27 protein-coding genes are annotated in these 26995 nt (G+C 71.2%); 23 read left to right on the top strand and 4 right to left on the bottom strand.

Annotated features, from left to right (window positions below; all coding sequences use genetic code 11):
* Nucleotides 1-88 precede the first annotated feature (88 nt).
* The 8 genes from argC to ACF1AJ_RS08080 are packed head-to-tail and all read left to right on the top strand — an operon-like array spanning nucleotide 89 to nucleotide 7758.
* A complete protein-coding gene (argC, locus tag ACF1AJ_RS08115) occupies nucleotides 89-1147 on the top strand; it encodes an N-acetyl-gamma-glutamyl-phosphate reductase (protein WP_391506871.1) in 1059 nt (352 codons plus the stop codon).
* Nucleotides 1148-1190: 43 nt separating this feature from the next.
* Nucleotides 1191-2345, top strand: a complete 1155-nt coding sequence (argJ, locus tag ACF1AJ_RS08110; protein WP_391506870.1) for a bifunctional glutamate N-acetyltransferase/amino-acid acetyltransferase ArgJ — start codon at nucleotides 1191-1193, stop codon at nucleotides 2343-2345.
* On the top strand, nucleotides 2345-3292 hold the full coding sequence (gene argB, locus ACF1AJ_RS08105) for an acetylglutamate kinase (protein WP_391506869.1): 948 nt from the start codon (nucleotides 2345-2347) through the stop codon (nucleotides 3290-3292). Before argJ ends, argB begins: the two co-directional genes overlap by 1 nt.
* Nucleotides 3293-3318: 26 nt before the next feature.
* Nucleotides 3319-4545 carry an acetylornithine transaminase gene (locus ACF1AJ_RS08100; RefSeq protein ID WP_391506868.1) on the top strand — a complete coding sequence of 409 codons (1227 nt, stop codon included), beginning with the start codon at nucleotides 3319-3321 and terminating at the stop codon, nucleotides 4543-4545.
* Nucleotides 4546-4582: 37 nt separating this feature from the next.
* A complete protein-coding gene (gene argF / locus ACF1AJ_RS08095) occupies nucleotides 4583-5539 on the top strand; it encodes an ornithine carbamoyltransferase (RefSeq protein WP_391506867.1) in 957 nt (318 codons plus the stop codon).
* Complete coding sequence (argH, locus tag ACF1AJ_RS08090; protein ID WP_391506866.1) at nucleotides 5536-7005, top strand: argininosuccinate lyase; 1470 nt, start codon at nucleotides 5536-5538, stop codon at nucleotides 7003-7005. The genes argF and argH overlap by 4 nt, the downstream gene beginning before the upstream one ends.
* Nucleotides 7005-7127: a hypothetical protein gene (locus tag ACF1AJ_RS08085; protein ID WP_018190175.1), complete on the top strand. Its 123-nt coding sequence runs from the start codon at nucleotides 7005-7007 to the stop codon at nucleotides 7125-7127. The genes argH and ACF1AJ_RS08085 overlap by 1 nt, the downstream gene beginning before the upstream one ends.
* A 1-nt stretch (nucleotide 7128) precedes the next feature.
* A complete protein-coding gene (locus ACF1AJ_RS08080) occupies nucleotides 7129-7758 on the top strand; it encodes a DNA-3-methyladenine glycosylase (protein WP_391506865.1) in 630 nt (209 codons plus the stop codon).
* A gap of 22 nt (nucleotides 7759-7780) precedes the next feature.
* Here the strand turns inward: ACF1AJ_RS08080 and ACF1AJ_RS08075 are convergent, their stop codons facing one another.
* The gene (locus ACF1AJ_RS08075; RefSeq protein WP_391506864.1) at nucleotides 7781-8386 is read right to left on the bottom strand and encodes a hypothetical protein; all 606 of its coding nucleotides are present in this window, start codon (nucleotides 8384-8386) and stop codon (nucleotides 7781-7783) included.
* Nucleotides 8383-9012, bottom strand: coding sequence for a DNA-binding protein (locus ACF1AJ_RS08070; RefSeq protein ID WP_391506863.1), 630 nt, complete (start codon nucleotides 9010-9012; stop codon nucleotides 8383-8385). Before ACF1AJ_RS08070 ends, ACF1AJ_RS08075 begins: the two co-directional genes overlap by 4 nt.
* A 258-nt stretch (nucleotides 9013-9270) precedes the next feature.
* Here ACF1AJ_RS08070 and tyrS point away from each other — a divergent pair, with 258 nt between their 5' ends.
* The 8 genes from tyrS (at nucleotide 9271) to xerD (ending at nucleotide 17560) form a co-directional block, all read left to right on the top strand.
* Complete coding sequence (gene tyrS / locus ACF1AJ_RS08065) at nucleotides 9271-10509, top strand: tyrosine--tRNA ligase (RefSeq protein WP_391507454.1); 1239 nt, start codon at nucleotides 9271-9273, stop codon at nucleotides 10507-10509.
* Between the two features lie 22 nt (nucleotides 10510-10531).
* Nucleotides 10532-10693, top strand: coding sequence for a hypothetical protein (locus tag ACF1AJ_RS08060; protein ID WP_391506862.1), 162 nt, complete (start codon nucleotides 10532-10534; stop codon nucleotides 10691-10693).
* Complete coding sequence (locus ACF1AJ_RS08055; protein WP_391506861.1) at nucleotides 10680-11480, top strand: TlyA family RNA methyltransferase; 801 nt, start codon at nucleotides 10680-10682, stop codon at nucleotides 11478-11480. The genes ACF1AJ_RS08060 and ACF1AJ_RS08055 overlap by 14 nt, the downstream gene beginning before the upstream one ends.
* A 98-nt stretch (nucleotides 11481-11578) precedes the next feature.
* Nucleotides 11579-12496 carry an NAD kinase gene (locus ACF1AJ_RS08050; protein WP_018190182.1) on the top strand — a complete coding sequence of 306 codons (918 nt, stop codon included), beginning with the start codon at nucleotides 11579-11581 and terminating at the stop codon, nucleotides 12494-12496.
* Nucleotides 12489-14231: a DNA repair protein RecN gene (gene recN / locus ACF1AJ_RS08045; RefSeq protein WP_391506860.1), complete on the top strand. Its 1743-nt coding sequence runs from the start codon at nucleotides 12489-12491 to the stop codon at nucleotides 14229-14231. Before ACF1AJ_RS08050 ends, recN begins: the two co-directional genes overlap by 8 nt.
* 40 nt (nucleotides 14232-14271) lie before the next feature.
* Nucleotides 14272-15999 (top strand): CTP synthase, encoded by a 1728-nt coding sequence (locus ACF1AJ_RS08040; RefSeq protein ID WP_081626597.1) that lies wholly within the window; start codon nucleotides 14272-14274, stop codon nucleotides 15997-15999.
* Complete coding sequence (locus ACF1AJ_RS08035; RefSeq protein WP_391506859.1) at nucleotides 15999-16658, top strand: NUDIX domain-containing protein; 660 nt, start codon at nucleotides 15999-16001, stop codon at nucleotides 16656-16658. The genes ACF1AJ_RS08040 and ACF1AJ_RS08035 overlap by 1 nt, the downstream gene beginning before the upstream one ends.
* A complete protein-coding gene (gene xerD, locus ACF1AJ_RS08030) occupies nucleotides 16655-17560 on the top strand; it encodes a site-specific tyrosine recombinase XerD (RefSeq protein ID WP_391506858.1) in 906 nt (301 codons plus the stop codon). Before ACF1AJ_RS08035 ends, xerD begins: the two co-directional genes overlap by 4 nt.
* 75 nt (nucleotides 17561-17635) lie before the next feature.
* Here xerD and ACF1AJ_RS08025 read toward each other — a convergent pair whose 3' ends face one another.
* The gene (locus tag ACF1AJ_RS08025) at nucleotides 17636-18154 is read right to left on the bottom strand and encodes a GNAT family N-acetyltransferase (protein ID WP_391507453.1); all 519 of its coding nucleotides are present in this window, start codon (nucleotides 18152-18154) and stop codon (nucleotides 17636-17638) included.
* A gap of 115 nt (nucleotides 18155-18269) precedes the next feature.
* Between ACF1AJ_RS08025 and ACF1AJ_RS08020 the strand changes: the two genes are divergently transcribed.
* From ACF1AJ_RS08020 to der, 7 genes are all read left to right on the top strand, one after another.
* Nucleotides 18270-19169 carry a ParA family protein gene (locus ACF1AJ_RS08020; RefSeq protein WP_391506857.1) on the top strand — a complete coding sequence of 300 codons (900 nt, stop codon included), beginning with the start codon at nucleotides 18270-18272 and terminating at the stop codon, nucleotides 19167-19169.
* Nucleotides 19153-20004, top strand: coding sequence for a segregation and condensation protein A (locus tag ACF1AJ_RS08015; RefSeq protein WP_391506856.1), 852 nt, complete (start codon nucleotides 19153-19155; stop codon nucleotides 20002-20004). The genes ACF1AJ_RS08020 and ACF1AJ_RS08015 overlap by 17 nt, the downstream gene beginning before the upstream one ends.
* Entirely contained in the window at nucleotides 19994-20632 is a 639-nt protein-coding gene (scpB, locus tag ACF1AJ_RS08010; RefSeq protein WP_391506855.1) for an SMC-Scp complex subunit ScpB, read from the top strand. The genes ACF1AJ_RS08015 and scpB overlap by 11 nt, the downstream gene beginning before the upstream one ends.
* Complete coding sequence (locus ACF1AJ_RS08005; RefSeq protein WP_309857492.1) at nucleotides 20622-21374, top strand: pseudouridine synthase; 753 nt, start codon at nucleotides 20622-20624, stop codon at nucleotides 21372-21374. Before scpB ends, ACF1AJ_RS08005 begins: the two co-directional genes overlap by 11 nt.
* A gap of 280 nt (nucleotides 21375-21654) precedes the next feature.
* Nucleotides 21655-22743 carry a prephenate dehydrogenase gene (locus tag ACF1AJ_RS08000; protein ID WP_089874980.1) on the top strand — a complete coding sequence of 363 codons (1089 nt, stop codon included), beginning with the start codon at nucleotides 21655-21657 and terminating at the stop codon, nucleotides 22741-22743.
* On the top strand, nucleotides 22740-23411 hold the full coding sequence (gene cmk, locus ACF1AJ_RS07995; protein ID WP_391506854.1) for a (d)CMP kinase: 672 nt from the start codon (nucleotides 22740-22742) through the stop codon (nucleotides 23409-23411). Before ACF1AJ_RS08000 ends, cmk begins: the two co-directional genes overlap by 4 nt.
* Complete coding sequence (der, locus tag ACF1AJ_RS07990) at nucleotides 23404-24909, top strand: ribosome biogenesis GTPase Der (RefSeq protein WP_309857501.1); 1506 nt, start codon at nucleotides 23404-23406, stop codon at nucleotides 24907-24909. The genes cmk and der overlap by 8 nt, the downstream gene beginning before the upstream one ends.
* Nucleotides 24910-25034: 125 nt before the next feature.
* Here der and ACF1AJ_RS07985 read toward each other — a convergent pair whose 3' ends face one another.
* Nucleotides 25035-26960, bottom strand: coding sequence for a hypothetical protein (locus tag ACF1AJ_RS07985; protein ID WP_391506853.1), 1926 nt, complete (start codon nucleotides 26958-26960; stop codon nucleotides 25035-25037).
* Between the last annotated feature and the right edge of the window lie 35 nt (nucleotides 26961-26995).

The following is a 26995-nucleotide window of genomic DNA, read 5'->3' as shown; positions in this document are numbered from 1 at the left end:
GCGGCGTTCCGGGCGGTCCTGACCAGTGGATCGACGTGGGCGCCGCCGTCGCCGAGACAACCGTCGTCCACTCGAACAAGGAACAAGCATGACTTTCTCGGTCGCCGTCGCAGGCGCTTCCGGCTACGCGGGCGGTGAACTGCTGCGCATCCTCGCCGGGCACCCCGATTTCGAGGTCCGCACCGCCACCGCGCACCAGAACGCGGGCCATCCGCTGATCGCCCACCAGCCGCACCTGCGCTCGCTCGCTCACCTCACCCTGCAGGAGACCAGCGTCGAGACGCTGAGCGGGCACGACGTCGTCTTCCTCGCGCTCCCGCACGGCACGTCCGGCGAGATCGCCGCACAGCTGCCGGACGACACGATCGTCGTCGACTGCGGCGCCGACCACCGGCTGGAGGACCCGGCCGACTGGGCGGCGTTCTACGGCGGCGAGCACTTCGGCGCCTGGGCGTACGGCGTACCGGAGCTGCCTGTCGCCGATGCCGCCGGCGGCTTCGGCAAGCAGCGCGATCACCTCGTCGGCGCACGGCGGATCGCCGCTCCCGGCTGCAACGCGAGCGCGGTCTCTCTCGCGCTCGCTCCCGGCATCCAGGCCGGGCTGATCGACGACGAGGACATCGTGGCGGTGCTCGCGGTCGGCCCGTCCGGCGCGGGCAAGTCGCTGAAGACGATGTACCTGGCCAGCGAGATCCTGGGCTCGGCGAATCCGTACGCGGTGGGGGGGACCCACCGGCACATCCCCGAGATCCAGCAGAACCTGCGGAAGGCGGGCGCGGGATCGCCGACCCTGTCGTTCACGCCGGTGCTGGTGCCGATGTCACGCGGCATCCTCGCGACCTCGACCGCGCGGGTGAAGCCCGGCGTGACCGCCGCCCAGGTCCAGGCCGCGTGGGAGGCGGCGTACGCGGGGGAGCCGTTCGTGCAGGTGCTGCCGGCGGGCGCGGTCCCGCGCACCGCCGACGTGCTCGGAGCGAACACCGTGCTGATCGGAGTGGCACTGGATGCCGCGGCGGGACGGGTCGTGACGGTGCTCGCGATCGACAATCTGTACAAGGGGACGGCCGGAGCGGCCATCCAATCCGTCAACATCGCCCTCGGACTCGATGAGACCGCGGGCCTGACCGTGAACGGAGTCGCACCGTGACGCCAACGACCACCCCTGCACCGATGGCGACGGGAGCACGGTCGTGAGCGTCACCGCAGCCTCCGGGTTCGCCGCGTCGGGCGTCGTCTCCGGCCTCAAGGCCAGCGGGCGGCGCGACCTCGCCCTCGTGAAGAACCTCGGCCCGCTGAACGCCGCGGCGGCGGTCTTCACCACCAACCGGTGCAAGGCGAACCCGGTGCTCTGGAGCGAGCAGGTCATCCAGGACGGCGTGGTCTCCGCCATCGTCCTCAACTCGGGCGGGGCCAACTGCTACACCGGCTCGCAGGGGTTCCAGGTGACGCACGCGACCGCCGAGGCCGTCGCCACCGAACTGGGCGTCTCGGCCGGTGACGTCCTCGTCTGCTCGACCGGCCTGATCGGCGAGCAGCTGCCGCTGGACAAGCTGGTCGCCGGCGTCTCGACGGCCGCCACCGCGCTCGCCCGCGATGCCGGCCTCGGCGCGGCGGAGGCCATCATGACCACCGACACCCGGGCCAAGGAGGCGCAGTTCCGCTCGCCGAACGGCTGGACCGTCGGCGGCATGGCGAAGGGCGCCGGGATGCTCGCGCCGGGTCTCGCCACCATGCTCGTCGTCATCACCACCGATGCCGTGCGGACCTCCGAGCAGCTGGATGCGGCCCTCCGCCGGGCGACGCGCGTCACGTTCGACCGCCTCGACTCGGACGGCTGCATGTCGACCAACGACACCGTCGCGCTCCTCGCCTCCGGAGCGAGCGGTGTCGAGCCGGGCGACGACGAGTTCGCGCGGGCGCTCACGGACGTCTGCCGCGATCTCGCCGAGCAGCTGCAGGCCGATGCGGAGGGCGCGTCCCACGACATCGCGATCGAGGTCGTGAACGCCGCCAGCGAGGACGACGCGGTCGTCGTCGGCCGGGCGGTCTCGCGCAGCAACCTGTTCAAGGCCGCGATCTTCGGCAACGACCCCAACTGGGGCCGGGTGCTCGCCGCCGTCGGCACGACCGACGCCGCTTTCGACCCGTACGGGATCGACGTCGCGATCAACGGCGTCCAGGTGTGCACGGCGGGGGAGCCCGACCAGCCCCGCGAGCTGGTGGACCTGACGCCGCGCGCCGTCCACATCCTCATCGACCTGCACGCGGGCGAGGAGACGGCGACCATCCTGACCAACGACCTCACACACGACTACGTGCACGAGAACAGCGCGTACGCCAGCTGATGACCGCGACGGACGACATGGACACCGATCGGAACGCGAGAGACCTGGCTGCGGACGCCGCCGAACGCGACCACGCGGCCGCGGCGGCGAAGGCCGAGACCCTCATCGAGTCGCTGCCGTGGCTCAAGACCTTCCACGACCGCATCATCGTCGTGAAGTTCGGCGGCAACGCCATGGTGAACGAGGAGCTGCAGCGCACCTTCGCCGAGGACATGGTCTATCTGCGCTACGCCGGTCTCCGCCCGGTCGTCGTGCACGGCGGCGGCCCGCAGATCTCTGCCATGCTCGACCGGCTCGGGATCGACTCGGAGTTCCGCGGCGGCTACCGCGTGACGACCCCGGAGGCCATGGATGTCGTCCGGATGGTGCTGACAGGGCAGATCAATCGCGACATCGTCGGCAACATCAACAAGCACGGTCCGCTCGCAGCGGGACTGTCGGGCGAAGACGCCGGGCTCTTCCAGGGGCGGCGCCGCGCGGCGATCATCGACGGCGAAGAGGTCGACCTCGGCCTCGTCGGAGACGTCGTCGCCGTGGATCCCGAGGCCGTGCTCGCGCAGTTGGCCGCCGGACGCATCCCCGTCGTTTCGTCGATCGCGCCGGACATCGACGACGCGGCCCAGGCGCTCAACGTCAACGCGGATGCGGCGGCGGCGGCGCTCGCGGTCGCGCTGGGGGCCGCCAAGCTGGTGATCCTGACGGACGTCGCCGGGCTGTACAGCGACTGGCCGAACCGCGACTCGCTGCTGTCGAAGATCGGCGCGGGCGAGCTGCGTGAGCTGCTGCCGTCGCTGGAGTCGGGCATGATCCCGAAGATGGCTGCGTGTCTCGACGCGGTCGACGGCGGAGTGGAGAAGGCGGCGATCATCGACGGGCGCGTGCCGCACTCGATCCTTCTCGAGGTGTTCACGCAGTCCGGCATCGGGACGGAGGTGGTGCCCGCGTGAGCGAGGACCAGGAATGGAACAGGACCATGACGGAAGAGCCCGAGAGCCCGGCGCCCGGAGCGCAGTGGCGGGACGGCGCCTGGCGCGCACCGTTCGGCGAGACGATCATGCGCACGCTGGCGACGCCCAAGGTGATGCTGTCGCACGGCCAGGGCTGCCGGGTGTGGGACGTCGACGGCAACGAGTACCTCGACTTCCTCGCCGGGATCGCGGTCAACTCGCTGGGGCACGCGCATCCCGCCCTGGTGGATGCGGTCAGCCGCCAGGTCGCAACGCTCGCGCATGTGTCCAACTACTTCTCGACCGCTCCGCAGCTGGAGCTCGCCGGGCGCCTGCGGACCATCACGGGAGCCGGTGACCGCGGCCGGGTGCTGTTCGGCAACTCCGGGGCGGAGGCCAACGAGGCTGCATTCAAGCTGGCCCGACTGAACCGCGGCCCCCACGGTCGGAAGACCCGGGTGCTGGCCCTCCATAATGCGTTCCACGGCCGCACCATGGGCTCGCTCGCGCTCACCGGCAAGCCGCCCATGCGGGAGGCGTTCGAGCCGCTGCCGGGCGGAGTGCAGCACATCGACTCCACGATCGCGGCGCTCGAAGCGGCCATCGATGATCACGTCGCCGCGCTCTTCGTCGAGCCGATCAAGGGTGAGGCCGGGGTGCTCGACCTGCCGACCGGCTTCCTGAAGCGCGCACGCGAGCTCACGGAGCAGCACGGCGCGCTGCTCATCATGGACGAGATCCAGACCGGGGTAGGCCGCACCGGCGCCTGGTTCGCCTATCAGCACGAGGGCATCCTGCCGGATGCCGTCACCGTCGCGAAGGGCATGGCCGGCGGCGTGCCGATCGGCGCCCTGGTGACGTTCGGCTGGGCGTCCGACCTGTTCACGCAGGGCCAGCATGGCTCGACTTTCGGCGGCAACCCGCTCGCGACGGCGGCGGGCAACGCCGTGCTCGCAGAGATCGAGCGCTCCGACCTCGTCGGCAACGCCGCCCGGCGCGGCGAGGAGCTGAAGGCGATCATCCGGTCGCTCGAGTCGCCGCTGATCGGCGATGTGCGCGGCCACGGCCTGCTCATCGGCATCGGGCTGACGGACGGCGAGGCGCACCGCCTCTCGGACGCCGCCCTCGCCAACGGCCTCATCATCAACGCGCCCAACGAGTCGAGCATCCGCCTGGCTCCGCCGCTCATCGTCGGCGATGCTGAGCTCGCGGAGTTCCGCGACCGCTTCTCGCGGGCGCTCGCCACCCTGTGATCCCTCGCCGACCATCCCCATCCACGAAAGGGCCAGCATGACCCGCCACTTCCTCCGTGACGACGACCTCACGCCCGCCGAGCAGGCGGAGGTCCTGGACCTCGCGGCCGGACTGAAGCGCGACCGCTTCTCGGCGAAGCCGCTCGCCGGCCCGCAGACCGTCGCGGTGATCTTCGACAAGACGTCGACACGCACCCGCGTCTCGTTCTCCGTCGGCATCGCCGACCTGGGCGGCAGCCCGCTGATCATCCAGAGCGGCGAGAGCCAGCTCGGCGGCAAGGAGTCGCTGGCCGACACCGCCCGGGTGCTGGAGCGCATGGTCGCGGCGATCGTCTGGCGCACCTACGCGCAGGCGGGGCTGGAGGAGATGGCCGAGGGGACGCGCGTCCCGGTCATCAACGCGCTGTCGGACGACTTCCACCCGTGCCAGATCCTCGCCGACCTGCTGACGGTTCGGGAGCACAAGGGCCGCACCGAAGGGCTCGTCATGAGCTACTTCGGTGACGGCGCGAACAACATGGCGCACTCGTACCTGCTGGGCGGTGCGACCGCCGGCATGCATGTCCGCATCGCTGCCCCGGCCGACTTTGCGCCCGCCGCGGCGATCGTCGCGGATGCGCGCGCCATCGCCGAGCGCACGGGCGGCTCGGTGACGGTGCTGACCGATCCGGCCGAAGCCGCGGCCGGTGCGGATGTCATGGTCACCGACACGTGGGTTTCCATGGGCAAGGAGGGCGAGAAGGCCGAGCGCGTCGCCGTCTTCGGCGACTACACCGTCGACGAGCGACTGATGGGGCTCGCTGCCTCGGACGCCGTCTTCCTGCACTGCCTGCCCGCCTACCGCGGCTACGAGGTGAGCGCGGAGGTGCTCGACGGCCCGCAGTCCGTCATCTGGGACGAGGCGGAGAACCGCCTCCACGCGCAGAAGGCGCTTCTCGCCTGGCTGCTCGCGAAGAACGAGTTGCTCGCCAAGAACGAGGAGGCCGCAGCATGACCGACACGGGCGAGTCCGGCGAGACGGGCGGCGTCGGCCGCACCGGCGAAGGCTCCCTCTGGGGCGGCCGCTTCGCCGGCGGTCCGTCGCCCGAGCTGGCGGCGCTGAGCAAGTCGACCCACTTCGACTGGCAGCTCGCCGCGTACGACATCGCGGGCTCCCGCGCGCACGCCCGCGCGCTCGCGGCGGCGGGATACCTGACCTCCGAGGAGCTCGACGGCATGCTGGCCGCCCTCGACAAGCTCGACCGCGATGTCGCATCCGGCGCCTTCGTCGCGGCCGAGAGCGACGAGGACGTGCACGGCGCCCTCGAACGCGGCCTGATCGAGCGGGCGGGGGCGGAGATCGGCGGCAAGCTGCGTGCCGGTCGCAGCCGCAACGACCAGATCGCCACGCTCGTCCGGATGTACCTGCGGGATCACGCCGGCGTCATCGCCGAGCAGCTCATCGCGCTGATCGACGCCATCGCCTCGCAGGCGGACGCGCATCCCGCCGCCATTCTGCCGGGGCGCACGCACCTCCAGCACGCCCAGCCGGTGCTGCTGGCCCACCACCTGCTCGCGCACTGCTGGCCGCTGGTGCGCGACCTGGAGCGTCTCGCCGACTGGGACCGCCGGGCCGACGTCTCGCCGTACGGCTCCGGTGCGCTCGCCGGCTCGACCCTCGGACTCGACCCCCTGCTCGTCGCTCGCGAACTGGGCTTCGCCCGCAGCTCCGAGAACTCGATCGACGGCACGGCGGCACGGGATGTGGTGGCCGAGTTCGCGTTCGTCGCCGCCCAGATCGGCGTCGACCTGTCGCGGTTCGCCGAGGAGATCATCCTCTGGAACACGCGCGAGTTCGGATTCGTCACCCTCGACGACGGCTACTCGACGGGCTCGTCGATCATGCCGCAGAAGAAGAACCCGGACATCGCGGAGCTCGCCCGCGGCAAGGCCGGTCGTCTGATCGGCAACGCCACCGGCCTCCTCACCACCCTCAAGGGCCTGCCGCTCGCGTACAACCGCGACCTGCAGGAGGACAAGGAGCCGGTGTTCGACTCGGTGCGGACGCTCGAGACGGTGCTGCCGGCGTTCACCGGAATGGTCGCGACACTGCGCTTCCACACCGAGCGGATGGCGGAGCTCGCGCCGCAGGGCTTCTCGCTCGCGACCGACGTCGCCGAGTGGCTGGTCAAGCAGCACGTCCCGTTCCGCACGGCCCACGAACTGAGCGGCAGCCTGGTGCGCTTCGCGGAAGAGAACGGCCTGGAGCTGCACGAGGTGGACGACGAGCAGCTGGCGGCGATCTCGCCCCTGCTGACCCCCGAGGTCCGCACGGTGCTCTCGGTGGAGGGATCGGTGGCGAGCCGCGACGGCGTCGGTGGCACCGCGCCGGACCGCGTCGCGGAGCAGCTGGCCGCGCTCACCGAGCACGTGAGGAAGGCCGCGCTGGCCCTCCGCGCATCCAGAAGGGACCTGGTCTGATGGCGCGCTTCGAACCGGAACGGAAGCGACCCTGGATCATCCCCGCCGTCGTGGTGCTGGCCGTCGCGGTCATCGTGATCGGACTGGTCGTCGCCGTGGCCGCGGGCGGCCGGATCTTCTGACGTGACGTTGTACCGGCCCGAGCGCGACGTCTTCCTGGCGTCGTCGCTGGAGGTCGCGCCGCAACTGCTCGGCGCCGTGCTGCGGCACGAGACGCCGGAGGGAACGGTGGGACTGCGGATCACCGAGGTGGAGGCGTACATCGGCGACGGCCTCGACCCCGGGTCGCACGCGTTCCGCGGTCGCACCCGCCGGAACGCCGTCATGTACGGGCCGCCCGGGCACCTGTACGCCTACTTCACGTACGGGATGCACGTCTGCGCCAACGTCGTGTGCTCGCCGGAGGGCGAGGCGTCTGCGGTGCTGCTGCGGGCTGCGGAGGTCATCGAGGGGGAGGATCTGGCCGAATCGCGGCGGGTCGGCGGCAGCGGCCGCCGCATCCCGCACCGCGACCTCGCGCGAGGCCCCGCGCGGCTCGTCGTCGCCGCAGGGATGAGTCTCGCCAACGACGGCGCCGACCTCTTCGTCCCGCCGTTCGAGCTGCTGCTGCCGACCGAGCAGGCCGAGTACTCGACCGGGCCGCGGACGGGAGTCTCCGGGGCGGGCGGCGGCCTCGCGTACCCGTGGCGCTACTGGCTGACCGGCGACCCGACCGTTTCGCCGTACAAGCGGCATCCCAAGTCCGACGACTGACGGGATGCCGTGGCGGCGCTGTTCAGCCGGCCACGATACGGAAGACCCCTGCGCAGACGCACGCCCAGATGATGCTGGTCAGGGTGCCGATGATGAAGCGCTCGCGCGCCTCGGCCTCCTCGAGTTCCGTGAACCGGCCGACGCCCTTGATGGCGACCAGCACGGCCAGCCCTTCGGGGAAGCCGGCCATGATCGTACCGGCCGCGGCCAGCCGCTCCAGCAGGCCGATGGTGGTGCCGCCGCGGAGTACCTCGCGCGTCGTCGTCGCGCCCTCCGGCGTGACCGCTCTCACCAGGATGCCGCCGTGGGCGCTCGGCTCGGTCGTGCTCCGTGTGGCCAGCGCGAGGACCAGTTGCGAGACGGGCCAGCCGCCGAGCACCGCCAGGGCGAGGGCGGCCGCGCCGATCAGCAGCCGGAGCACGAAGGGGGCGTGCTGCGCCGGGATGAGCACGATCACGAGGGAAGCGGCCAGCAAAGCGGTCGCGCAGTAGACCAGCGGCCGGCGCGGTGTCCGCAGCGTGGCCACGATGCAGCCGAGCGCGGCGAGCAGAAGGAGGAGGGCGAGCACCCAGAGCGCATGGGGCGCCACCTGGTTCAGCAGCACCGGCACCGGCGGCCACGTGGTCATGCGTCCTCCTCGGGTGTCCGCCGATCGGCCTGGGCCGCGTCGGCACGTGCCAACAGCCTAGTCAGCGCCGGGATGGCCGCCAGTTCGACACGGAGCGCCCCGGCCCGTGCGCGATCGCTCGCCGACTGCGGCGTGATTCCGAGGCGGGCGCCCGCCTCGGCCTGGGTGAGTCCGGACGAGACGAGGTCGTAGAGCTCCCAGCCGGCGGCGGTGCGCCCTTCGCGGAGGGTCAGCAGCAGGGTGAGGAGCGCTTCCGCATCGGCTGCGGGCTCCTGCTCGGCGACGGCCTCGACGGCGAAGCGGGCGGGGGCCCGCTTCGCACGGGTGACCGCCGCGCGCGCCGCGATGAACGCATCCCCGGTCGCCTCCCGGGTGTTCTCCGGCAGGGGGAGGCGCACGTCGCCCAGGCCGAGCCCCACGCTCCAGGCGTCGTCACGGGTGAGCTGGAGGACGAGATCGAGGGCCGTGGCGGGATCCGCCGTCAGCGCCTGCAGCTCGTCTCCGGCATTGCGGTCCGGCGGCAGGGCGAGGCGCTCGCCGAAGCGCTCGCGGATCGTCTCGAGCGTGGGGGCGACGATGTCGGGGCGCCGTCGGCTGTCGACCTGGTCGGCGGTGATCACGAACATCCCGTACCTCCTTCATCAGGGCCATGAGCCTGATGATGATTGTATCAGGTCTCTGAGCCTGATGACCAATGCATCAGGTCTGCTGCCCTGATCGAGGGACATCCACCACGCCAGGTGCGCCCGAACACCCGCTGATAACCTGAACGCGTGTCAGAAACCGCCCTCTCCCGCGACCCGAGCAGCAGCGCAGACAGCGTCCGCGCGCACGGCTTCGCCGCACAGGCCAACGACGCGTCGTTCGACGACGTCTGGGACGAGCTGAAGTGGCGCGGTCTCATCCATGTGTCGACGGATGAGACCGCCCTCAAGGAGCTCCTGGCCGGCGGCCCGATCACGTACTACTGCGGCTTCGACCCGACCGCGCCGAGCCTGCACCTCGGCAACCTGGTGCAGCTGCTCACCATGCGGCGCCTCCAGCTCGCCGGCCACCGGCCGCTCGGACTGGTCGGCGGATCCACCGGGCTGATCGGCGACCCCCGTCCGACGGCGGAGCGCACCCTCAACACGAAGGAGACCGTCGCGGAGTGGGTCGGCTACCTGCAGGCACAGGTCACCCGCTTCCTGTCCGACGAGGGCGACAACGCCGTCCGGCTCGTGAACAACCTCGACTGGACGGCGCCGATGTCGGCGATCGACTTCCTGCGCGAGATCGGGAAGCACTTCCGGGTCGGCACGATGCTCAAGAAGGACGCTGTGGCCGCGCGCCTCAACTCCGACGAGGGCATCTCGTACACCGAGTTCAGCTACCAGATCCTGCAGGGGATGGACTTCCTCGAGCTCTACCGGCAGTACGGCTGCGTGCTCCAGACCGGCGGAAGCGACCAGTGGGGCAACCTGACCAGCGGCACCGAGCTCATCCGCAAGGTCGAGGGCGCGCATGTGCACGCCATCGGGACACCGCTGATCACCAACAGCGACGGCACCAAGTTCGGCAAGAGCGAGGGCAACGCCGTCTGGCTCGACCCGACGCTGACGACGCCGTACGCGATGTACCAGTTCTGGCTGAACACCGACGACGCCGACGTGATCGACCGGCTCAAGATCTTCACCTTCCTGACCAGGGCCGAGATCGACGAGCTGGCGCAGAAGGTGGCCGACGAGCCGTTCAAGCGCGAGGCGCAGCGTCGGCTGGCGTTCGAGGTGACGTCGCTCGTGCACGGTGTGGCGGCGACCGAGGCGGCCATCGCGGCCTCCCAGGCCCTCTTCGGCCAGGGCGACCTCGCCGACCTCGACGCGCCGACGCTCGAGGCGGCCCTCCGCGAGCTTCCCAGCACGACCACGACCGAGCCGTCCACCACGGTCGCGCAGGCCCTCGTCGACACGGGGCTGACATCCAGCCTCGGGGAGGCGCGGCGCGCGGTCGCCCAGGGCGGCGTCTACGTCAACAACGCGAAGGTCGAGGATGCGGAGCAGCCTGTCGGCTCCTCGGTGCTGCCGGGCGACATGGTCGTGCTGCGACGCGGAAAGAAGACCCTCGCGGGTGTCTTCGTCGCGTGAGACGCTGACGTACGGTTGAGCCATGTCCGATGAACCGCAGGGATCGGCCGACGAGGGCGGCCTCGTCGACCGGCTGGATGTGATCGAGGAGCAGCCGCTGGCGGCGCGGGCCGACGCGTACGCGCAGCTCCACGAGCAGCTCCGTCACACCCTGGAGGGCGACGACGACCATGGCCGGAACTGAGCGGCGTCTCGACGTCGCCCTGGCCGAGCGCGGCCTCGCCCGCTCGCGGTCGCACGCGGCCGCTCTGATCGCGGAGGGGCTGGTCACGGTCGATGGGCAGGCGGTGGTCCGCGCGTCGGCGAAGGTCGGCGACGGGCAGGAGCTGCGGATCGCCGGAGCCGACCACTACGTCAGCCGCGGCGCCCACAAGCTGATCGCCGCGCTCGACGGCTTCGGAGTCGACCCGGCGGGCCGGGTCGCGCTGGACGCCGGCGCATCCACCGGCGGCTTCACCCAAGTGCTCCTGGAGCGCGGTGCCGCACGCGTGATAGCCGTCGACGTCGGTCACGGCCAGCTGTCTCCCGTGCTGGCGGGGGAGGGGCGGCTGGAATCGTACGAGGGCGTCAACGTCCGCTCGCTCTCGCCCGACGTGCTCGCCGGCCTGACCGGCGACGACGTGCGCCCCGACCTCGTGGTGGCCGACCTGTCGTTCATCTCGCTGACGCAGGTGCTTCCCGCGCTCGTGGCCACCGCCGTCCGCGGCGCCGACTTCCTGCTGCTCGTCAAGCCGCAGTTCGAGGTCGGGCGGCAGGGCATCCGCGAGGGTGTGGTCCGTGACGCGGGCCTCCGGGCCGACGCGATCTCGGACGTGCTGTGGGCCGCCCACGATGCGGGCCTCGGAACCGCGGGCCTCATCCCGTCGCCGATCGCCGGAGGGCACGGCAACCACGAGTTCCTGGTCTGGTTGCGCGCGGGGGCGCCGGACCCGTCCGGGCTGCGAGACGAGGTCGTCCGGCTTTCGCGCTAGGTGAACGTTCTCCACAAACCTGGCCGCGTGGCCTCGCCCTCCGCGTGAAAACAGACAGAATGGGAGGACGGCTTTCGACAGGAGGGAACGTGACACTGATGGGTGCAGCGACGCGGTACATCCTCGTCGTCGCGCACACCGGTCGTCAGGACTCCCTCGAGGCGGGTGTCCGGGTGTCCCGGCAGCTGCTCGACGCGGGCGTCGTCCCGGTGCTGAGCGCCGACGAGCGACGAGATCTGCTGGAGGCCGATCCGTCGCTCGACGCGGTCGCCGTGCTCGGCGACGACGTGGCGCCGAGCGAACTGGAGCTGGTCATCGTCCTCGGGGGCGACGGCACCATCCTGCGTGCGGCCGAACTGGTCCGCGGCTGCTCGGCTCCGCTTCTCGGCGTGAATCTCGGTCACGTCGGCTTCCTCGCCGAGAGCGAGCGCGACGACCTCGAGACCGCGGTCGCCCGCGGTCTCGAGAAGGACTACGAGGTCGAGGAGCGCATGACGCTGTCGGCCCGCGTGAAGGTCGGCCGCGAGGTCGTCTACGAGAGCTGGGCCCTCAACGAGGCAACGGTCGAGAAGGCCAGCCGCGAGCGGATGCTCGAGGTCGTGATCGAGGTCGACGGCCGGCCCATGTCGAGCTTCGGCTGCGACGGCGTCGTCATGTCGACGCCGACCGGGTCGACGGCATATTCGTTCTCGGCCGGCGGCCCGGTGGTCTGGCCCGGCGTCGCCGCGCTGCTGCTCGTGCCGTTGAGCGCCCACGCCCTGTTCTCGCGCCCCCTGGTGGTGGATGCGGACTCCTCCCTCGCGGTCGAGCTGCTCGACCGCGCCGGCGGCGCCGGAATCCTCTGGTGCGACGGCCGCCGTCCGTTCGACCTTCCGCCGGGGGCTCGTGTCGTCGTGCGGCGCTCGCCCATCCCGGTGCGGCTCGCGCGGCTCCACCCCGGGCCCTTCACCGACCGTCTGGTGCACAAGTTCGACCTTCCCGTGACGGGTTGGAGGGGGCCGGTCGGTCGTGACTGAGGCGCGCGGAGGCATCGAGGAGATCTCGATCAAAGACCTGGGCGTCATCGCCGACGCCTCCCTCCCGCTCGGCGCGGGATTCACGGCCATCACCGGCGAGACCGGCGCAGGCAAGACCATGGTGGTGTCGGCGCTCGGCCTGCTGCTCGGCGAGCGTGCCGACACCGGCGCGGTCCGCCTCGGCAGCCCGCAGGCCTGGGTGGAGGGCCGTTGGCGTGTGCCGTTGTCTGGTGAGGTCGTCGCGCGCGTCCGCGACGCCGGCGGCGACGTCGACCCGATCGACACCGCGGAGGCGGAGCTCGTCCTGAGTCGTTCCGTCTCGGCCGAGGGCCGCTCGCGCGCCGTCGTCGGCGGGCGCAGTGCGCCCGTCTCGGTGCTGACCGAGCTCGGCGAGCAGCTCGTTGTCGTCCACGGGCAGTCCGACCAGATCCGGTTGCGTTCGGCGATCGCCCAGCGGGCCGCGCTCGACCGGTTCGCCGGTCCGCAGTTCGCGGAGCAGCTGGCCACGTACGAGCAGGTCTTCCACCGCTGGCGCGACAACCGTGCCGAACTCGACGAACTGATCGCCGACCAGGATCGCCGCGCGCGCGAGGCGGAGGACCTACGGGTGGCGATGGCCGAGATCGAGTCCGTCGCGCCGCAGCCCGGCGAAGACGACGAGCTGGGCGAACGCGCCGAGCGGCTCACCAACCTCGAAGACCTCCGGCTCGCCGCGGGCGCCGCCCGGGAGCTGCTGAGTGCCGAGGAGTCCGAGGGCACGGATGCCCTGGGCCTGCTCGACAACGCACGCCGCCAGCTGGAACGCGTCGCACCGCACGACAGCGCCCTTCAGCCGCTGGCCGAGTCGGTCGCAGAAGCGAACTACCTGATCTCCGACATCGCGGCGCAGCTGTCGACCTACCTCGCGACGCTCGACGCCGACGGGGCGAACGAGCTGGAGGCCGTGCAGGATCGCCGTTCGGAGCTCGCGATCCTGGTCCGCAAGTACGGCCCGACCCTCGACGACGTCATCCGCACGCTCGAGACGGGCAGCCTGCGCCTGCTGGAGCTCGACGGCGACGCCGACCGCATCGGAGAGCTGACGCAGGAGGTCGAGGCGGACGCCGCGCTGGTCGCGGACCTCGCGGCCGGCCTGAGCGCCGAGCGCACGGCCGCCGCCGCGCGCTTGTCCGAAGCCGTCACGGAGGAGCTGTCCGCGCTGGCCATGCCCGACGCGCGCATCGTCGTCGAGGTGACGCAGCGCGACGACGCAGACCCGCAGGCCTACACCGCGAGCGGCCGCGACCAGGTCGCCATCCTGCTTCAGCCGCATCCCGGCGCCGAGCCCCGCCCGCTCGGCAAAGGTGCATCGGGCGGCGAGCTGTCGCGCGTGATGCTGGCGATCGAGGTCGTCATCGCGGGCAGCGATCCGGTGCCCACCTTCATCTTCGACGAGGTCGACGCCGGCGTCGGCGGCGCCTCCGCGATCGAGATCGGCCGCCGGCTCGCGCGACTCGCGGAGACCGCGCAGGTCATCGTCGTCACGCACCTGGCCCAGGTCGCCGCGTTCGCCACCAACCACCTCACCGTGGTCAAGGGAAGCGACGGCGCCGTGACGGAGTCGTCCGTGCGGCGCCTCGACGGCGACGAGCGCATCGCCGAGATGGCCCGCCTGCTCTCCGGCCTTCCCGACTCCGAGAGCGGCCTCGCCCACGCCCGCGAGCTGGTCGACATGGCGTCGGCCGCGCGGCGTTGACGGTCAGCCGGAGCCGCGGCGGGTGATAGGCTATAAGCCCGTGGTGGATTATTCAGACGCGGGCACATCGAACGGCACTACCAAGCACATCTTCGTGACAGGTGGTGTCGTTTCTTCGTTGGGGAAGGGCCTTACGGCAGCCTCCCTCGGCAACCTTCTGACGGCCCGCGGTCTCCGCGTGGTCATGCAGAAGCTCGACCCCTATCTCAACGTGGACCCGGGCACGATGAACCCGTTCCAGCACGGTGAGGTCTTCGTCACCGACGACGGTGCGGAGACGGACCTCGACATCGGGCACTACGAGCGCTTCCTCGACATCAACCTCGGGCAGTCGGCCAACGTCACCACCGGGCAGATCTACTCCAACGTCATCGCGAAGGAGCGCCGCGGCGAGTACCTCGGCGACACCGTCCAGGTCATCCCGCACATCACCGACGAGATCAAGCGTCGGATGCGTCTGCAGGCACAGCCGGGGCCGGACGGCGAGCCCGCGCCCGACGTCATCATCACCGAGATCGGCGGAACGGTCGGCGACATCGAGTCGCAGCCGTTCATCGAGTCCGCCCGCCAGGTGCGCCACGAGCTCGGCCGCAAGAACTGCTTCTTCGTGCACGTCTCCCTCGTCCCGTTCATGAACGCGTCCGGCGAGCAGAAGACCAAGCCGACGCAGCACTCGGTCGCAGCCCTCCGCTCCATCGGCATCCAGCCGGACGCGCTCGTTCTGCGCAGCGACCGCCCGGTATCCGACAGCAACAAGCGCAAGATCGCGCTGATGTGCGACGTGGATGAGCAGGCCGTCGTCAACGCGGTCGACGTCCCGAGCATCTACGACATCCCGACCATGCTGCACGAGCAGGGCCTCGACGCGTACATCATCGACCAGCTCGGCCTCGACAAGGCCGCCGACGTCGACTGGGACGGCTGGGCGCGCCTGCTGGAGTCGGTCCACGACCCCAAGCACGAGGTCACCATCGGCCTGGTCGGCAAGTACATCGACCTGCCCGACGCCTACCTCTCGGTCACCGAGGCCCTTCGGGCCGGCGGGTTCGCCCACCGCACCAAGGTGAAGCTCAAGTGGATCGCCTCCGACGAGTGCCAGACGCCCGAGGGCGCCGCGGCGCAGCTGTCGGACGTCGACGCCATCTGCGTGCCCGGCGGCTTCGGCGTCCGCGGCATCGAGGGCAAGGTCGGCGCGCTCCGGTTCGCGCGTGAGAACGGCATCCCCGCCCTCGGCCTGTGCCTCGGCCTCCAGTGCATGGTCATCGAGTACGCCCGGCACGAGGCCGGTCTCGGAGGCGCGTCGTCGTCGGAGTTCGACCCGGACACCGAGTTCCCGGTGATCGCCACCATGGCCGAGCAGGTGGACATCATCGCCGGCGGCGACCTCGGCGGCACGATGCGCCTGGGCCTGTACCCGGCGAACCTCGCCGAGGGCTCCCTGGTCTCCGAGCTGTACGGCTCGAACGAGGCGTCGGAGCGTCACCGCCACCGCTACGAGGTGAACAACAACTACCGCGAGCAGATCGCCGACGCGGGCCTCTGGTTCTCGGGCACGTCGCCGGACGGCCACCTGGTCGAGTATGTCGAGCTGCCGCGGGACGTGCACCCGTTCTACGTCGGCACGCAGGCCCATCCCGAGCTCCGCTCGCGTCCGAACCGCGCGCACCCGCTCTTCGCCGGGCTCGTCGGCGCCGCCCTCGACCGTCAGAAGGCCAGCCTCCTGTTCGAGGTCGCCGAGGCGGACGCCGAGATGGTCGCCGAAGCCTGATGACGGAGAACACGGACGTCGAAGCGGAGACCGCAGCAGCCGAGCTGAACGACCAGCCGTTCCGCCCGGAGATCGTCTCGTCCGAGACGGTGTTCGAGGGGAAGATCTGGAACGTCCGGCGCGATGTCTTCCGGTACAACGGCGACGAGATCACCCGCGAGTACGTCGATCACACCGGCGCCGTCGGCATCCTCGCCCTCGACGACGACGGCCGGGTGCTGCTGATCCGCCAGTACCGGCACCCCGTCCGCCACCGCGACTGGGAGATCCCGGCCGGGCTGCTCGACATGTCGGGCGAGAGCCCCCTGGCGGCCGCGAAGCGCGAGCTGGGCGAGGAGGCCGACCTCCAGGCCGACGAGTGGAACGTGCTCGCCGACGTGTTCACGAGCCCCGGCGGCAACGACGAGGCGATCCGGATCTACCTGGCCCGCGGCATCCGCTCGACCGGCTCACAGTTCGCCCGCGAGGCCGAGGAGGCCGACATCGAGGTGCGCTGGGTGCCCCTCGACGAGGCGGTGGATGCCGTGCTGCAGCGCCGCGTCCACAACGCTCCGCTGATCATCGCCCTGCTCGCCGCCCGCACCGCGCGCGACGGCGGATGGACCACGCTCGGCTCGGCGGACGAGCCCTGGCCGAGCCACCCCAAGCTCGCGAGATGACCGTCGCGGCCGATGTCGACGCCTTCCTGAGGCATGTCGCCATCGAGCGCGGCCTCTCGGCGAACACCGTGGCTGCCTACCGCCGTGATCTGGCCGTCTACGCCTCCTGGCTGGAGGAGCAGGGCATCGGGGATGTCTCGGTGGTCACCCCGGCGACCCTCTCGGAGTTCGCCGTGCACCTCGGGACGCGGGAGGAGTCGCCGCTGACGGCGTCATCCCTCGCCCGGATGCTGTCCACGGTCCGCGGGTTCCACCGCTTCCTGCTCGAGGAGGGGCGCGTGGAGGCGGACGCCGCCCGCGACCTGCGCCCGCCTAAGCTTCCGAGCCGCCTCCCGAAGGCGATCACGGTCGACCAGGTGGCGGCGCTGCTCGCCGCGACGGACGGCGACGACGTGGCCGCGCTCCGCGACAAGGCGCTCCTCGAGCTGATGTACGCCACGGGCGCCCGGGTCAGCGAGGCCGTCGACCTCAACGTCGACGACGTGATCGACACCGATGTGGTCCGGCTGACCGGTAAGGGCAGCAAGCAGCGCATCGTCCCGCTGGGCGGCTACGCCCAGGCCGCGCTCTCCGCCTACCTGGTGCGCGCCCGGCCGGTGCTGTCTGCGAAGGGACGCGCCACTCCGGCATTGTTCCTCGGGATGCGCGGGGCGCGGCTGTCGCGGCAGAACGTGTGGCTCATCATCCGGGCGGCCGCGGAGCGGGCGAAGCTCGACCTGGAGATCTCGCCGCACACGCTGCGGCACTCGTTCGCCACGCACCTGCTGGCCGGGGGAGCGGACGTGCGGGTCGTGCAGGAGCTGCTCGGCCACTCGTCGGTCGCGACGACGCAGATCTACACGCTGGTGACCGCGGACACCCTCCGCGACGTCTACACCGCCTCCCACCCGCGCGCGCGCTGACCCCGCTCCAGATTCGTGCCGAATGTGCGGAATGCGCGCCGCATAGCGCACATTCGGCACGAATCTGCGAGCGGGTTAGGGGAGGGTGCGGTGCCGACGGCGGGGCGCTCGGCGACGCATCCACACCAGGACCTTGCCTGCGTCGCCGCTGACCCGGCGCGTCGGGGTGAAGCCGAGTTTGCGGAGCACACCGAACGACGGCGCGTTCCACGTCTCGACGGTCGCCCAGAGCACGGGGTAGCCGGCGTCGAAGGCCGCGTCGGCGACGGCGGACGCCGCCTCGGTCGCGTAGCCGGCGCCGACCTGCCCGCGCAGCAGCTCGTACGCGAGTTCCGGCTGGGCCGCGCTCGCCCGGCCGACGATCAGGCCGCAGTAGCCCACCGGCTCGTCGGTGTCGGCGAGCTCGATCGCATACAGCCCGAACCCGCGTTCCTCGAACGTCGCGCGCTGCGCATCCAGCCGCTCCCGCTCGTCCTCCACCGAGCCCGGAGCCCGGCCGAGGGGATGCTCGGCGAGCAGTGCGAGGTTCCACTCGGCGTCGCGCCCGTCGCGCGGGCGCAGACGCAGGCGCGGGGTCTCGAGGGCGGACGGCATCGGCTGCACGCCGCCAGCGTACCGAACCGCCGGGCGCGCGCCCCGCAAGCGGGGCACGGCGCGGATAGACTGTCCCCTTGAAAGACCGGCCACGAGAGGGACGAGGAACACCCAGGTGACGCGCAACGACGAGGTCGAGACCGAGCTGCCGGGCATGGATGCCGCATCCATCGCTCCGAAGCCCGGACCCACCGGTCGGCCGCTTCGTGCGTTCCCGGTGCCCGCTCCGCTCAAGCAGCACGGCCCGGCGAAGATCATCGCCCTCTGCAACCAGAAGGGCGGCGTCGGCAAGACGACGACCAGCATCAACCTCGGCGCGTCGCTCGCCGAGTACGGCCGCCGTGTCCTCGCCGTCGACTTCGACCCGCAGGGCGCGCTGTCCGCTGGCCTCGGCGCCCACACGCACGACGCGACGACCATCTACGACCTGCTGCTGAACCGCAACGCGGACGTGCAGGGAGCGATCCAGACGACGTCGACGCCCGGGCTCGACATCATCCCGGCCAACATCGACCTGTCCGCGGCCGAGGTGCACCTCGTCAACGAGGTCGCCCGCGAGCAGATCCTCGCCGGCGTGCTGCGCAAGGTCGCCAGCGACTACGACGTGATCCTGGTCGACTGCCAGCCGTCGCTCGGCATCCTGACCGTCAACGCGCTCACCGCCAGCCACGGCGTGCTCATCCCGCTCGAGTGCGAGTACTTCGCCCTCCGCGGCGTCGCTCTGCTCATCGAGACGATCGACAAGGTGCGCGAGCGGCTGAACCCCGCGATCGAGCTGGACGGCATCCTCGCCACCATGTACGACTCACGCACGCTGCACTCGCGCGAGGTGCTGGAGCGCGTCGTCGACGCTTTCGGCGACCGCGTACTCGAGACGGTCATCTCGCGCACCGTGAAGTTCCCGGACGCGTCGGTCGCGGCCACTCCGATCACGCAGTTCGCGCCCGAGCACCAGGCGGCGGAGGCGTACCGCCAGCTGGCGCGGGAACTGGTGTTCCGTGGCGCCGTCGCCTGATACGAGCGAACCGGGGACGGCCGAACCGGCGGCGACCCTTCCCGCCGAGGAATCGTCCGGTTTCCGCGTCTCCCTCGGTGACTTCGAGGGCCCGTTCGACCTGCTGCTCTCGCTGATCACCAAGCACGAGCTCGACATCACCGAGATCTCGCTGAGCCGGGTGACGGACGAGTTCATCGCCTATCTCCGCCAACTCGACACGGATGAAAGCCTCGACGAGGCCAGCGAGTTCCTGCTGGTGGCGGCGACCCTGCTCGACCTGAAGGTCGCCGGTCTGCTGCCGCAGGGCGAGCTGGTGGATGCGGAGGACGTCGCCCTGCTCGAGGCCCGCGACCTCCTCTTCGCCCGGCTGCTGCAGTACCGCGCCTTCAAGGAGGCATCGGCATGGTTCGCCCAGCGGCTGGAGGCCGAGGGCGCCCGCCATGCCCGGCTGGTGCGTCTGGAGGACAAGTTCCGCCAGCGCACCCCGGAGCTCGTCTGGACGCTGAGCCTCGACGACTTCGCGGCCCTGGCCACCCTGGCGATGACGCCGCGCGAGGTGCCCGTCGTCGGGCTCGACCACCTGCACGCACCGCTCGTCAGCATCCGAGAGCAGGCCGCCGTGGTCGTCGGGATGCTGCGCCACGGCGAGCCGATGAGCTTCCGGCAGCTGGTGGCCGGCGCCGAGCAGAAGGGCGTCGTCGTCGCACGCTTCCTCGCGGTGCTGGAGCTGTACCGGCGGGCGGCGATCGCCTTCGAGCAGCTGGAGCCGCTCGGCGAGCTCACGCTGAGGTGGACCGCCGAGCACTGGTCAGAAGAGAACCTGTCGAATCTGGGAGCCGACTATGACGGTTGAGAACACGGACGTCGCGGATGCGACCGAGGCGACCGAGGTGACCGACACCACGGAAGTGCCCGCGCCGGTCGAGGACGCGCAGATCGAGCGCGCCCTCGAGGCGATCCTCATGGTCGCAGACGAGCCGATGAGCGTCGTCACGCTGGCAACGGCCGTCGGCGCTCCGGTGAAGCGCGTCCGGGCGGCGCTCGCCACGATCGTCGCCGACTTCGACGGCGAGGGCGGCGGTGTGCGCCGAGGCTTCGAGCTGCGCGAGGTGGGCGGCGGATGGCGCATCTACGTGCGCGAGGAGTTCGACCACGTCGTCGCCGACTACGTGCTGCAGCAGAACCCGACCAAGCTCTCACAGGCGGCACTGGAGACCCTCGCGGTGATCGCGTACAAGCAGCCGATCAGCCGCGGCGCCATCGCATCCATTCGAGCCGTGAACGTGGACTCGGTCGTGCGGACGCTGCTCGGCCGCGGCCTGATCACCGAGTTGTTCACCGACAGCGAGACCGGCGCGATCAACTACGGCACCACCGATCTGCTGCTCAGCCAGTTGGGTATCAACTCGATCGACGAGCTGCCCAAGATCTCGCCACTGCTGGCGGACGGTGCGGACGGGTTCGAGGGCGATGTCCGCTGAGTCGATGCAGGGCGAGCGCCTGCAGAAAGTGATGGCGGCCGCCGGTGTGGCCTCGCGCCGGGTGTCGGAGGACATGATCGTGGCGGGCCGCGTGACGGTGAACGGGAAGGTCGTCCGCGAGCTCGGAACGCGCGTCGACCCGGAGGTGGATCAGGTGGCGGTGGACGGCACGGCCGTCCAGCTCGACACCTCCCGCCGGTACGTGATGCTCAACAAGCCCGTCGGCGTTGTGAGTTCGATGCGCGACGAGCAGGGTCGACCCGACCTCTCGCGTTTCACGGCGGACTATCCGGAGCGGCTGTTCAACGTCGGCAGGCTGGATGCGGAGACCTCCGGACTGCTCATCCTCACCAATGACGGCGAACTGGCGCACGTGCTCGCGCATCCGTCGTTCGGGGTGACCAAGACCTACATCGCCCGGGTGCGCGGCGTCGTCACACCGCAGACGATCGGGCGGCTGACGAAGGGCGTCGAGCTGGAGGACGGCCCGATCGCCGCCGATAAGGCCAAGCTGCTGCAGTCGAACCCGCGCGGTGACGACTCGCTCGTCGAGATCACCCTGCATTCGGGCCGCAACCGGATCGTCCGGCGGATGCTCGCGGAGGTCGGGCACCCGGTCGTCGAGCTCGTTCGCCGGCAGTTCGGGCCGCTCCACCTCGGCACGCTGAAGTCCGGCCAGTTGCGCGATCTCACGAAGGCCGAACTGGGCCAGCTGCTGACCATCTCGCGCGAGAACCGCTGAGCGCTCTCCGGCTCATCCCCGCGGCAGCCTCGGCGAGAACGGAGGAGGTTCGGCGCGTGCGCGCCGCAACGGCCTCCGTTGATCGTCGGGCGCCGGCGTGTCGGCCCGGGACTCCTCCGTTCGCGCGTACCCACCTCAGCTGTGGCGAACGGAGGAATCCTCCCGCGCCGCGCCGGGCGTACGCCGAAAACGGAGGGGATCGGTGACGGATATCGCCGGAGCCTCCTCCCAGACCGGTCGAGTGCGAAAACGGGCGGCACGCGCTGGCTAAGGTGGACGGGTGACTGAGATCTCCGCCCGCCTCTCCGGCCCCGTCCGCGTCGTCGGCGCGGGGCTGCTCGGCGCGTCCGTCGGACTCGGGCTGCGCGCCCGGGGTGTCGACGTGCTGCTCGCCGACGCGTCGCCCGCGCACTTGCGGCTGGCGGCGGACTATGGGGCGGGCCGGCTCGACGACGGGGGAGCGGAGCCCGCGCTCATCGTGGTCGCCGTGCCGCCGGACCTCACCGGCAAGGTCGTCGCGGAAGAGCTGGCCGCGCATCCCGATGCCATCGTCACCGATGTCGCCAGCGTGAAGGTCGCTCCGCTCGCCGAGCTGCAGGATGCCGGGGTCGACCTGGCCCGCTACGTCGGCGGCCATCCGCTCGCCGGGCGTGAGCGCGGTGGGCCCTCGTCCGCGCGCGCCGACCTGTTCATCGGCCGGCCCTGGGTGGTCGCGGCGCGCCCCGAGAACCCGCGACCGGCCGTGAGCCTGGTGGAGGCGCTCATCCTCGACCTCGGCGCCACCCCGGTCGAGATGGATGCGGCCGAGCACGACGCCGCCGTCGCTCTCGTCTCGCACGCGCCCCAGCTCGTCTCCTCCCTCATGGCGAAGCGCCTGGCGGACTCACCGGACACGGCCCTCGCGCTCGCGGGGCAGGGCGTCCGCGACGTCACGCGCATCGCCGCGAGCGAGCCGGAACTGTGGGTCCAGATCCTCGGGGCGAACGCGCCCGCCATCGTAGAGATCCTCCGCGCCTACCGCGACGACCTCGACCGCGTGCTCATCGCCCTCGGCGACGTCGACGCCGCGGGAGCCCGCCGCACCATCGCGGAGGAGATAGCGGGCGGCAACATCGGTGTGTCCCGGCTGCCGGGCAAGCACGGCCAGGACCGGAAATATTCGCGCTTCGTGGTGATGGTGGAGGACCGCCCGGGCGAACTGGCGCGCCTGCTGCACGAGCTCGGCGAACTCGGCGTGAACATGGAGGACCTGCGCCTGGAGCACTCGCCCGGCGCGGCCTTCGGCCTCGCCGATATCGCGGTGCTGCCCGAGGTGCTGCACCGCACCGTCGAAGACCTGACCGAACGTGGATGGAGGATCACCGGATGACCGAGACGATCGTGGTCGCGGTCGACGGACCGGCCGGCAGCGGCAAATCGAGCGTGAGCAAGGCGGCCGCCAAGCGGCTCGGCTGGGCGTACCTCGACACCGGCGCCGCCTACCGTGCGCTCAGCTGGTACGTCGTGGAGCGGCAGGTCGACCCGACGGACGCCGCGGCGGTGATCGACTCCCTCCCCGACTTCGATTACCGGATCGGCACCGACCCCGACACCTACCACGTGTTCGTCGGCGACTCCGACGTGACCGGGGCCATCCGGACGCCGGAGGTGACCGCCGTCGTCAGCGCGATCGCGCGGGTCCCCGAGGTGCGCGAGTTCCTCACCGGGCTGTTCCGGCACATCATCCGCACGACCGACCGCGACGGGATCGTGGTCGAGGGTCGCGACATCACGACCGTGGTCTGCCCCGATGCGCCGGTGCGCATCCTGCTGACCGCTGATGAAGCCGTTAGAATGGCCAGGCGTTCCGCCGAGCTGGCCGGCCATTCCGCCGCCCACGTCGGCGAGGCACTTCGGAGACGCGACGAGGCCGACGCCCGTGTCGTCGACTTCATGAACGCCGCGGACGGTGTGACCACCGTCGATTCCACCGACCTCGACTTCGACCAGACCGTCGACGCGGTCATCCAGGTCGTACAGAAAGCAGCACATGTCTGACATCGAAAACGAGCCGACCGGCGACGACGACCTCGTCACCCGGCTTTCCGAGCTCGACGAGGAACTCGCCGTCCAGCGCGCCAACGCGCTGCGCAGCGGTCTCGAAGAGTACGAGCTCGACGAGAGCGACCTCGACATCCTCGAGGTCGCCGGCGAGGACGTCGACGGCATCACCTACCTGCCGGCGCTGCCGGTGCTCGCGATCGTGGGGCGGCCGAACGTCGGCAAGTCCGCGCTCGTCAACCGCATCCTCGGCCGCCGCGAGGCCGTCGTCGAAGACACCCCCGGTGTGACGCGCGACCGCGTCTCGTACCAGGCGGAGTGGAACGGTCGCCGGTTCACCCTCGTGGACACCGGCGGCTGGGAGCCCGACGCCCGCGGGATCGACGCCTCGGTCGCCGCGCAGGCGGAGGTCGCGATCGACCTCGCCGACGCCGTGCTCTTCGTCGTGGATGCGACGGTCGGCGCGACCGCCACCGACGAGCGCGTCGTCCGCCTGCTGCGCAAGACCGACAAGCCGGTCTTCCTCGCCGCCAACAAGGTGGACGACGCCCGCCAGGAGCCGTACGCAACCGAGCTGTGGTCGCTGGGACTCGGCGAGCCGCATCCTGTTTCGGCATTGCACGGCCGCGGCGTGGCCGACCTGTTGGACGAAGTGCTGAAGGTCCTGCCTGAGGAGTCCGCCTTCGCCAAGCGCGAGATCGGCGGCCCGCGTCGCGTCGCCATCATCGGGCGCCCCAACGTCGGCAAGTCGTCCCTGCTCAACAAGACCGCGGGGGAGGAGCGCGTCGTCGTCAACGAGCTCGCGGGCACCACGCGCGACCCGGTGGACGAGCAGGTCGAGCTCGGCGGCCGCATCTGGCGGTTCGTCGACACGGCCGGAATCCGGCGGCGCGTGCACCTGCAGCAGGGCGCCGACTTCTACGCCTCGCTCCGCACATCCACAGCACTGGAGAAGGCGGAGGTCGCTGTGGTCGTCCTCGACGTGAGCGAGCCGATCAGCGAGCAGGACGTCCGGATCATCGACCTCGTGCTCGAGTCGGGCCGCGCACTCGTGCTGGCGTTCAACAAGTGGGACCTCCTCGACGACGACCGCCGCCGCTACCTGGAGCGCGAGATCGAGCAGGACCTGGCGCACGTCTCGTGGGCGCCGCGGGTCAACATCTCCGCACGCACCGGCCGTCACCTCGAGAAGCTCGTCCCCGCCTTGGAGCTGGCGCTGGAGTCGTGGGACACCCGCATCCCGACCGGCAAGTTCAACGCGTTCCTCGCCGAGCTCACGGCCGCGCACCCGCACCCGGTTCGTGGCGGCAAGCAGCCGCGCATCCTCTTCGGCACGCAGGCGTCGAGCCGCCCGCCGACATTCGTGGTGTTCACGACCGGGTTCCTCGACCCGGGCTACCGGCGGTACATCATCCGCCGGCTCCGCGAGGTCTACGGTTTCGAGGGCACCCCGATCGTCCTCAACATGCGCGTCCGCGAGAAGCGCAAGCGCTGACCCCGTCCCTCCCACCCACCATCGAGTACGCAAAAACTGCACACAAAGCCGCCCCGCGGCGTGCAAAAAGTGCGGACTCGACGGTGGGGCTGTCGGGTGGGGCAGGCGCGGCGGTGCGAACGGCGTCAGCGCTGGCGGGCCACGTCGAGGATGGGGTCGAATGCGTCGGGGTCGTGGACGACCACGACCGGGGCGGCTCCGCCCGGGAAGAGGCGGCGCACCGCATCCGGATCGGCGCGGTCGTCGACCGTGATGTCGATCGACTCACGCCAGCGTCCGTCCGAGAGCCGCTGCACCGTCGCCTCCCACGTGATCCCGGGCGTCGACCGCGCCTGCAGCCGCAGGTGGATGCCGACAGCGCGGCGCCGCGCGAGCAACGACAGCAGTCCCCGGTACACCGCAGTGCGTCCGGCGGCGATCAGCCATGGATCGAGCTCGCGGACCAGGATGTCGGCGTTCCACAGGATCGTCGTCGCGAACCCGCTGCGCGACTGGTAGACGTCGACCGCGATCACGCCCGGCAGCCGTCGCACGGTCTGCCGAAGCGTCCCGCGCGTGATGCCCTCCTCGACCGTACTGTGCAGGTACAACGGCACCGACGGTCGCGGCGGCAGCCCTCCCGCACGCACGGCTGCCCGGTCGTGGATGCGCTGGCCCGGCCCGAAGAACGGCGCCAGCCCGGCGAGAAGCAGGGCGACCGACGGATCCGGCGGGTCCGCCTCCACCATCGCCGCCGTGTCCGCGTAGGCCGTCGACTGATGCAGCGCTCCGATCCGGAAGCCGAGGGACAGCGGCGGCCGCGCCTTCACCGTCAGGAAGGGTGCGCCGGGCTCCGCGCGGAGGGGATTCTCGCGCCCTTCGATCCGGGGAACCGGGTCGAGCACATGCTCCAGTGCCAGGACGCTCACCGTCGGCGGCACGGCGATCCGCCCGAGCGGCGAGCCTGCGACCACCAGGTGCGTGACGTCGAGCCCGTCGGCGACAGCTGAGGCGGCGATCTGCGCGGCGACCATCCCACCCAGGCTGAACCCGGCGAGCAGCACCGGCTCGCCGGGCCGGATGCCCGCCTCCCGCATCGCCGCCAGCCCGGCGCGCGCGACCGTCGGCTCGTCGCCGGCCCCGATCAGCAAGTCCGCCGTGAGGTCGTTGGGCGCCGCGCCGGCTCTCGGGTGCCAGGATTTCGTGCTCGCGAACTGCACGATCCAGTGTCGGCCGGAATCCCCGGTCCGTGGCACCTCCACGATCCGCACCGTCCCTACGTCGGCACGGTCGTCGAGGTCCGGGTCGCACAAGTCGTCGATCTCGCGCTGGCTGAGGAGCACATCCCGCAGCGAGCGGATCGACCGCCGTCGCATCGCCCCGGCGGCGATGCCCGGCTGCCCGAGCGGATCGGGGGAGGGCCCGAGCGGCAGTCCCAGCAGTCCCGCGGGGACGTCGGGCAACCCGGGCGTCGGCGTGTAGTCGTCGCCGGCGAGCGGGTCGTTCCACCAGTCGAGCACGTCGCGGATGAGCGGGAACGCACGCCCGAGGAAGTCGTCGTAGCCGGTCAGCACCGCGTCGTGGCCGTCACGCAGCAGGCCGCGCCGACGGCCGAGATTGACCACCTTGCGCAGCAGCGCGGGAAGCGTGAAGACCGCGAAGTAGGGCTTCGCGCGCCAGCGGAGGAGGAAGATCCCGATCAGCGACACGAGCAGCGCGAGTGGCGCGAGCAGCCACGCGGCGACACGGGCGACGCCGCCGACGGTCCGCGGCACGAGCGACAGGTACAGGCCGCTGAGGGCGACGCGTCTGCTGCGCCGGGTCGTGGGCGGCGGTGCGCCGAAGGGGTACGGGATGCGCCGCGAGCGCTGCACTGCGTACCAGACCCACGCCGCCGCGACGGAGAGCAGCCAGCCGATCGCCGCGAGGACGCCGCCGACCACACTGAGAGCGAGCAGCAGCATCCCGAACAGCAGGGCCACGGGGATTCCGGCCACCAGGCCCACGATCAGGAGCGCCGTCAGGACCGGACTGCGCCCTCGCCACAGCTGTGGTGACGGCTGCGACGGCATGCCGCCAGCCTAGACCGCCCCCTCCGACACGCTCC

The organism is Leifsonia sp. NPDC014704 (assembly GCF_043083605.1).
Lineage (GTDB): Bacteria > Actinomycetota > Actinomycetes > Actinomycetales > Microbacteriaceae > Leifsonia.
This window is presented reverse-complemented; position numbering and strand designations above follow the sequence as displayed.

Coding starts and splice junctions, on each gene's coding strand:
- argC (WP_391506871.1), top strand. CDS start 89: ATGACTTTCTCGGTCGCCGTCGCAGGCGCTTCCGGCTACGCGGGCGGT.
- argB (WP_391506869.1), top strand. CDS start 2,345: ATGACCGCGACGGACGACATGGACACCGATCGGAACGCGAGAGACCTG.
- ACF1AJ_RS08100 (WP_391506868.1), top strand. CDS start 3,319: ATGACGGAAGAGCCCGAGAGCCCGGCGCCCGGAGCGCAGTGGCGGGAC.
- argF (WP_391506867.1), top strand. CDS start 4,583: ATGACCCGCCACTTCCTCCGTGACGACGACCTCACGCCCGCCGAGCAG.
- argH (WP_391506866.1), top strand. CDS start 5,536: ATGACCGACACGGGCGAGTCCGGCGAGACGGGCGGCGTCGGCCGCACC.
- ACF1AJ_RS08085 (WP_018190175.1), top strand. CDS start 7,005: ATGGCGCGCTTCGAACCGGAACGGAAGCGACCCTGGATCATCCCCGCC.
- ACF1AJ_RS08075 (WP_391506864.1), bottom strand. CDS start 8,386: ATGACCACGTGGCCGCCGGTGCCGGTGCTGCTGAACCAGGTGGCGCCC.
- ACF1AJ_RS08070 (WP_391506863.1), bottom strand. CDS start 9,012: ATGTTCGTGATCACCGCCGACCAGGTCGACAGCCGACGGCGCCCCGAC.
- ACF1AJ_RS08060 (WP_391506862.1), top strand. CDS start 10,532: ATGTCCGATGAACCGCAGGGATCGGCCGACGAGGGCGGCCTCGTCGAC.
- ACF1AJ_RS08055 (WP_391506861.1), top strand. CDS start 10,680: ATGGCCGGAACTGAGCGGCGTCTCGACGTCGCCCTGGCCGAGCGCGGC.
- ACF1AJ_RS08050 (WP_018190182.1), top strand. CDS start 11,579: ATGGGTGCAGCGACGCGGTACATCCTCGTCGTCGCGCACACCGGTCGT.
- ACF1AJ_RS08035 (WP_391506859.1), top strand. CDS start 15,999: ATGACGGAGAACACGGACGTCGAAGCGGAGACCGCAGCAGCCGAGCTG.
- xerD (WP_391506858.1), top strand. CDS start 16,655: ATGACCGTCGCGGCCGATGTCGACGCCTTCCTGAGGCATGTCGCCATC.
- ACF1AJ_RS08025 (WP_391507453.1), bottom strand. CDS start 18,154: ATGCCGTCCGCCCTCGAGACCCCGCGCCTGCGTCTGCGCCCGCGCGAC.
- scpB (WP_391506855.1), top strand. CDS start 19,994: ATGACGGTTGAGAACACGGACGTCGCGGATGCGACCGAGGCGACCGAG.
- ACF1AJ_RS08005 (WP_309857492.1), top strand. CDS start 20,622: ATGTCCGCTGAGTCGATGCAGGGCGAGCGCCTGCAGAAAGTGATGGCG.
- cmk (WP_391506854.1), top strand. CDS start 22,740: ATGACCGAGACGATCGTGGTCGCGGTCGACGGACCGGCCGGCAGCGGC.
- der (WP_309857501.1), top strand. CDS start 23,404: ATGTCTGACATCGAAAACGAGCCGACCGGCGACGACGACCTCGTCACC.
- ACF1AJ_RS07985 (WP_391506853.1), bottom strand. CDS start 26,960: ATGCCGTCGCAGCCGTCACCACAGCTGTGGCGAGGGCGCAGTCCGGTC.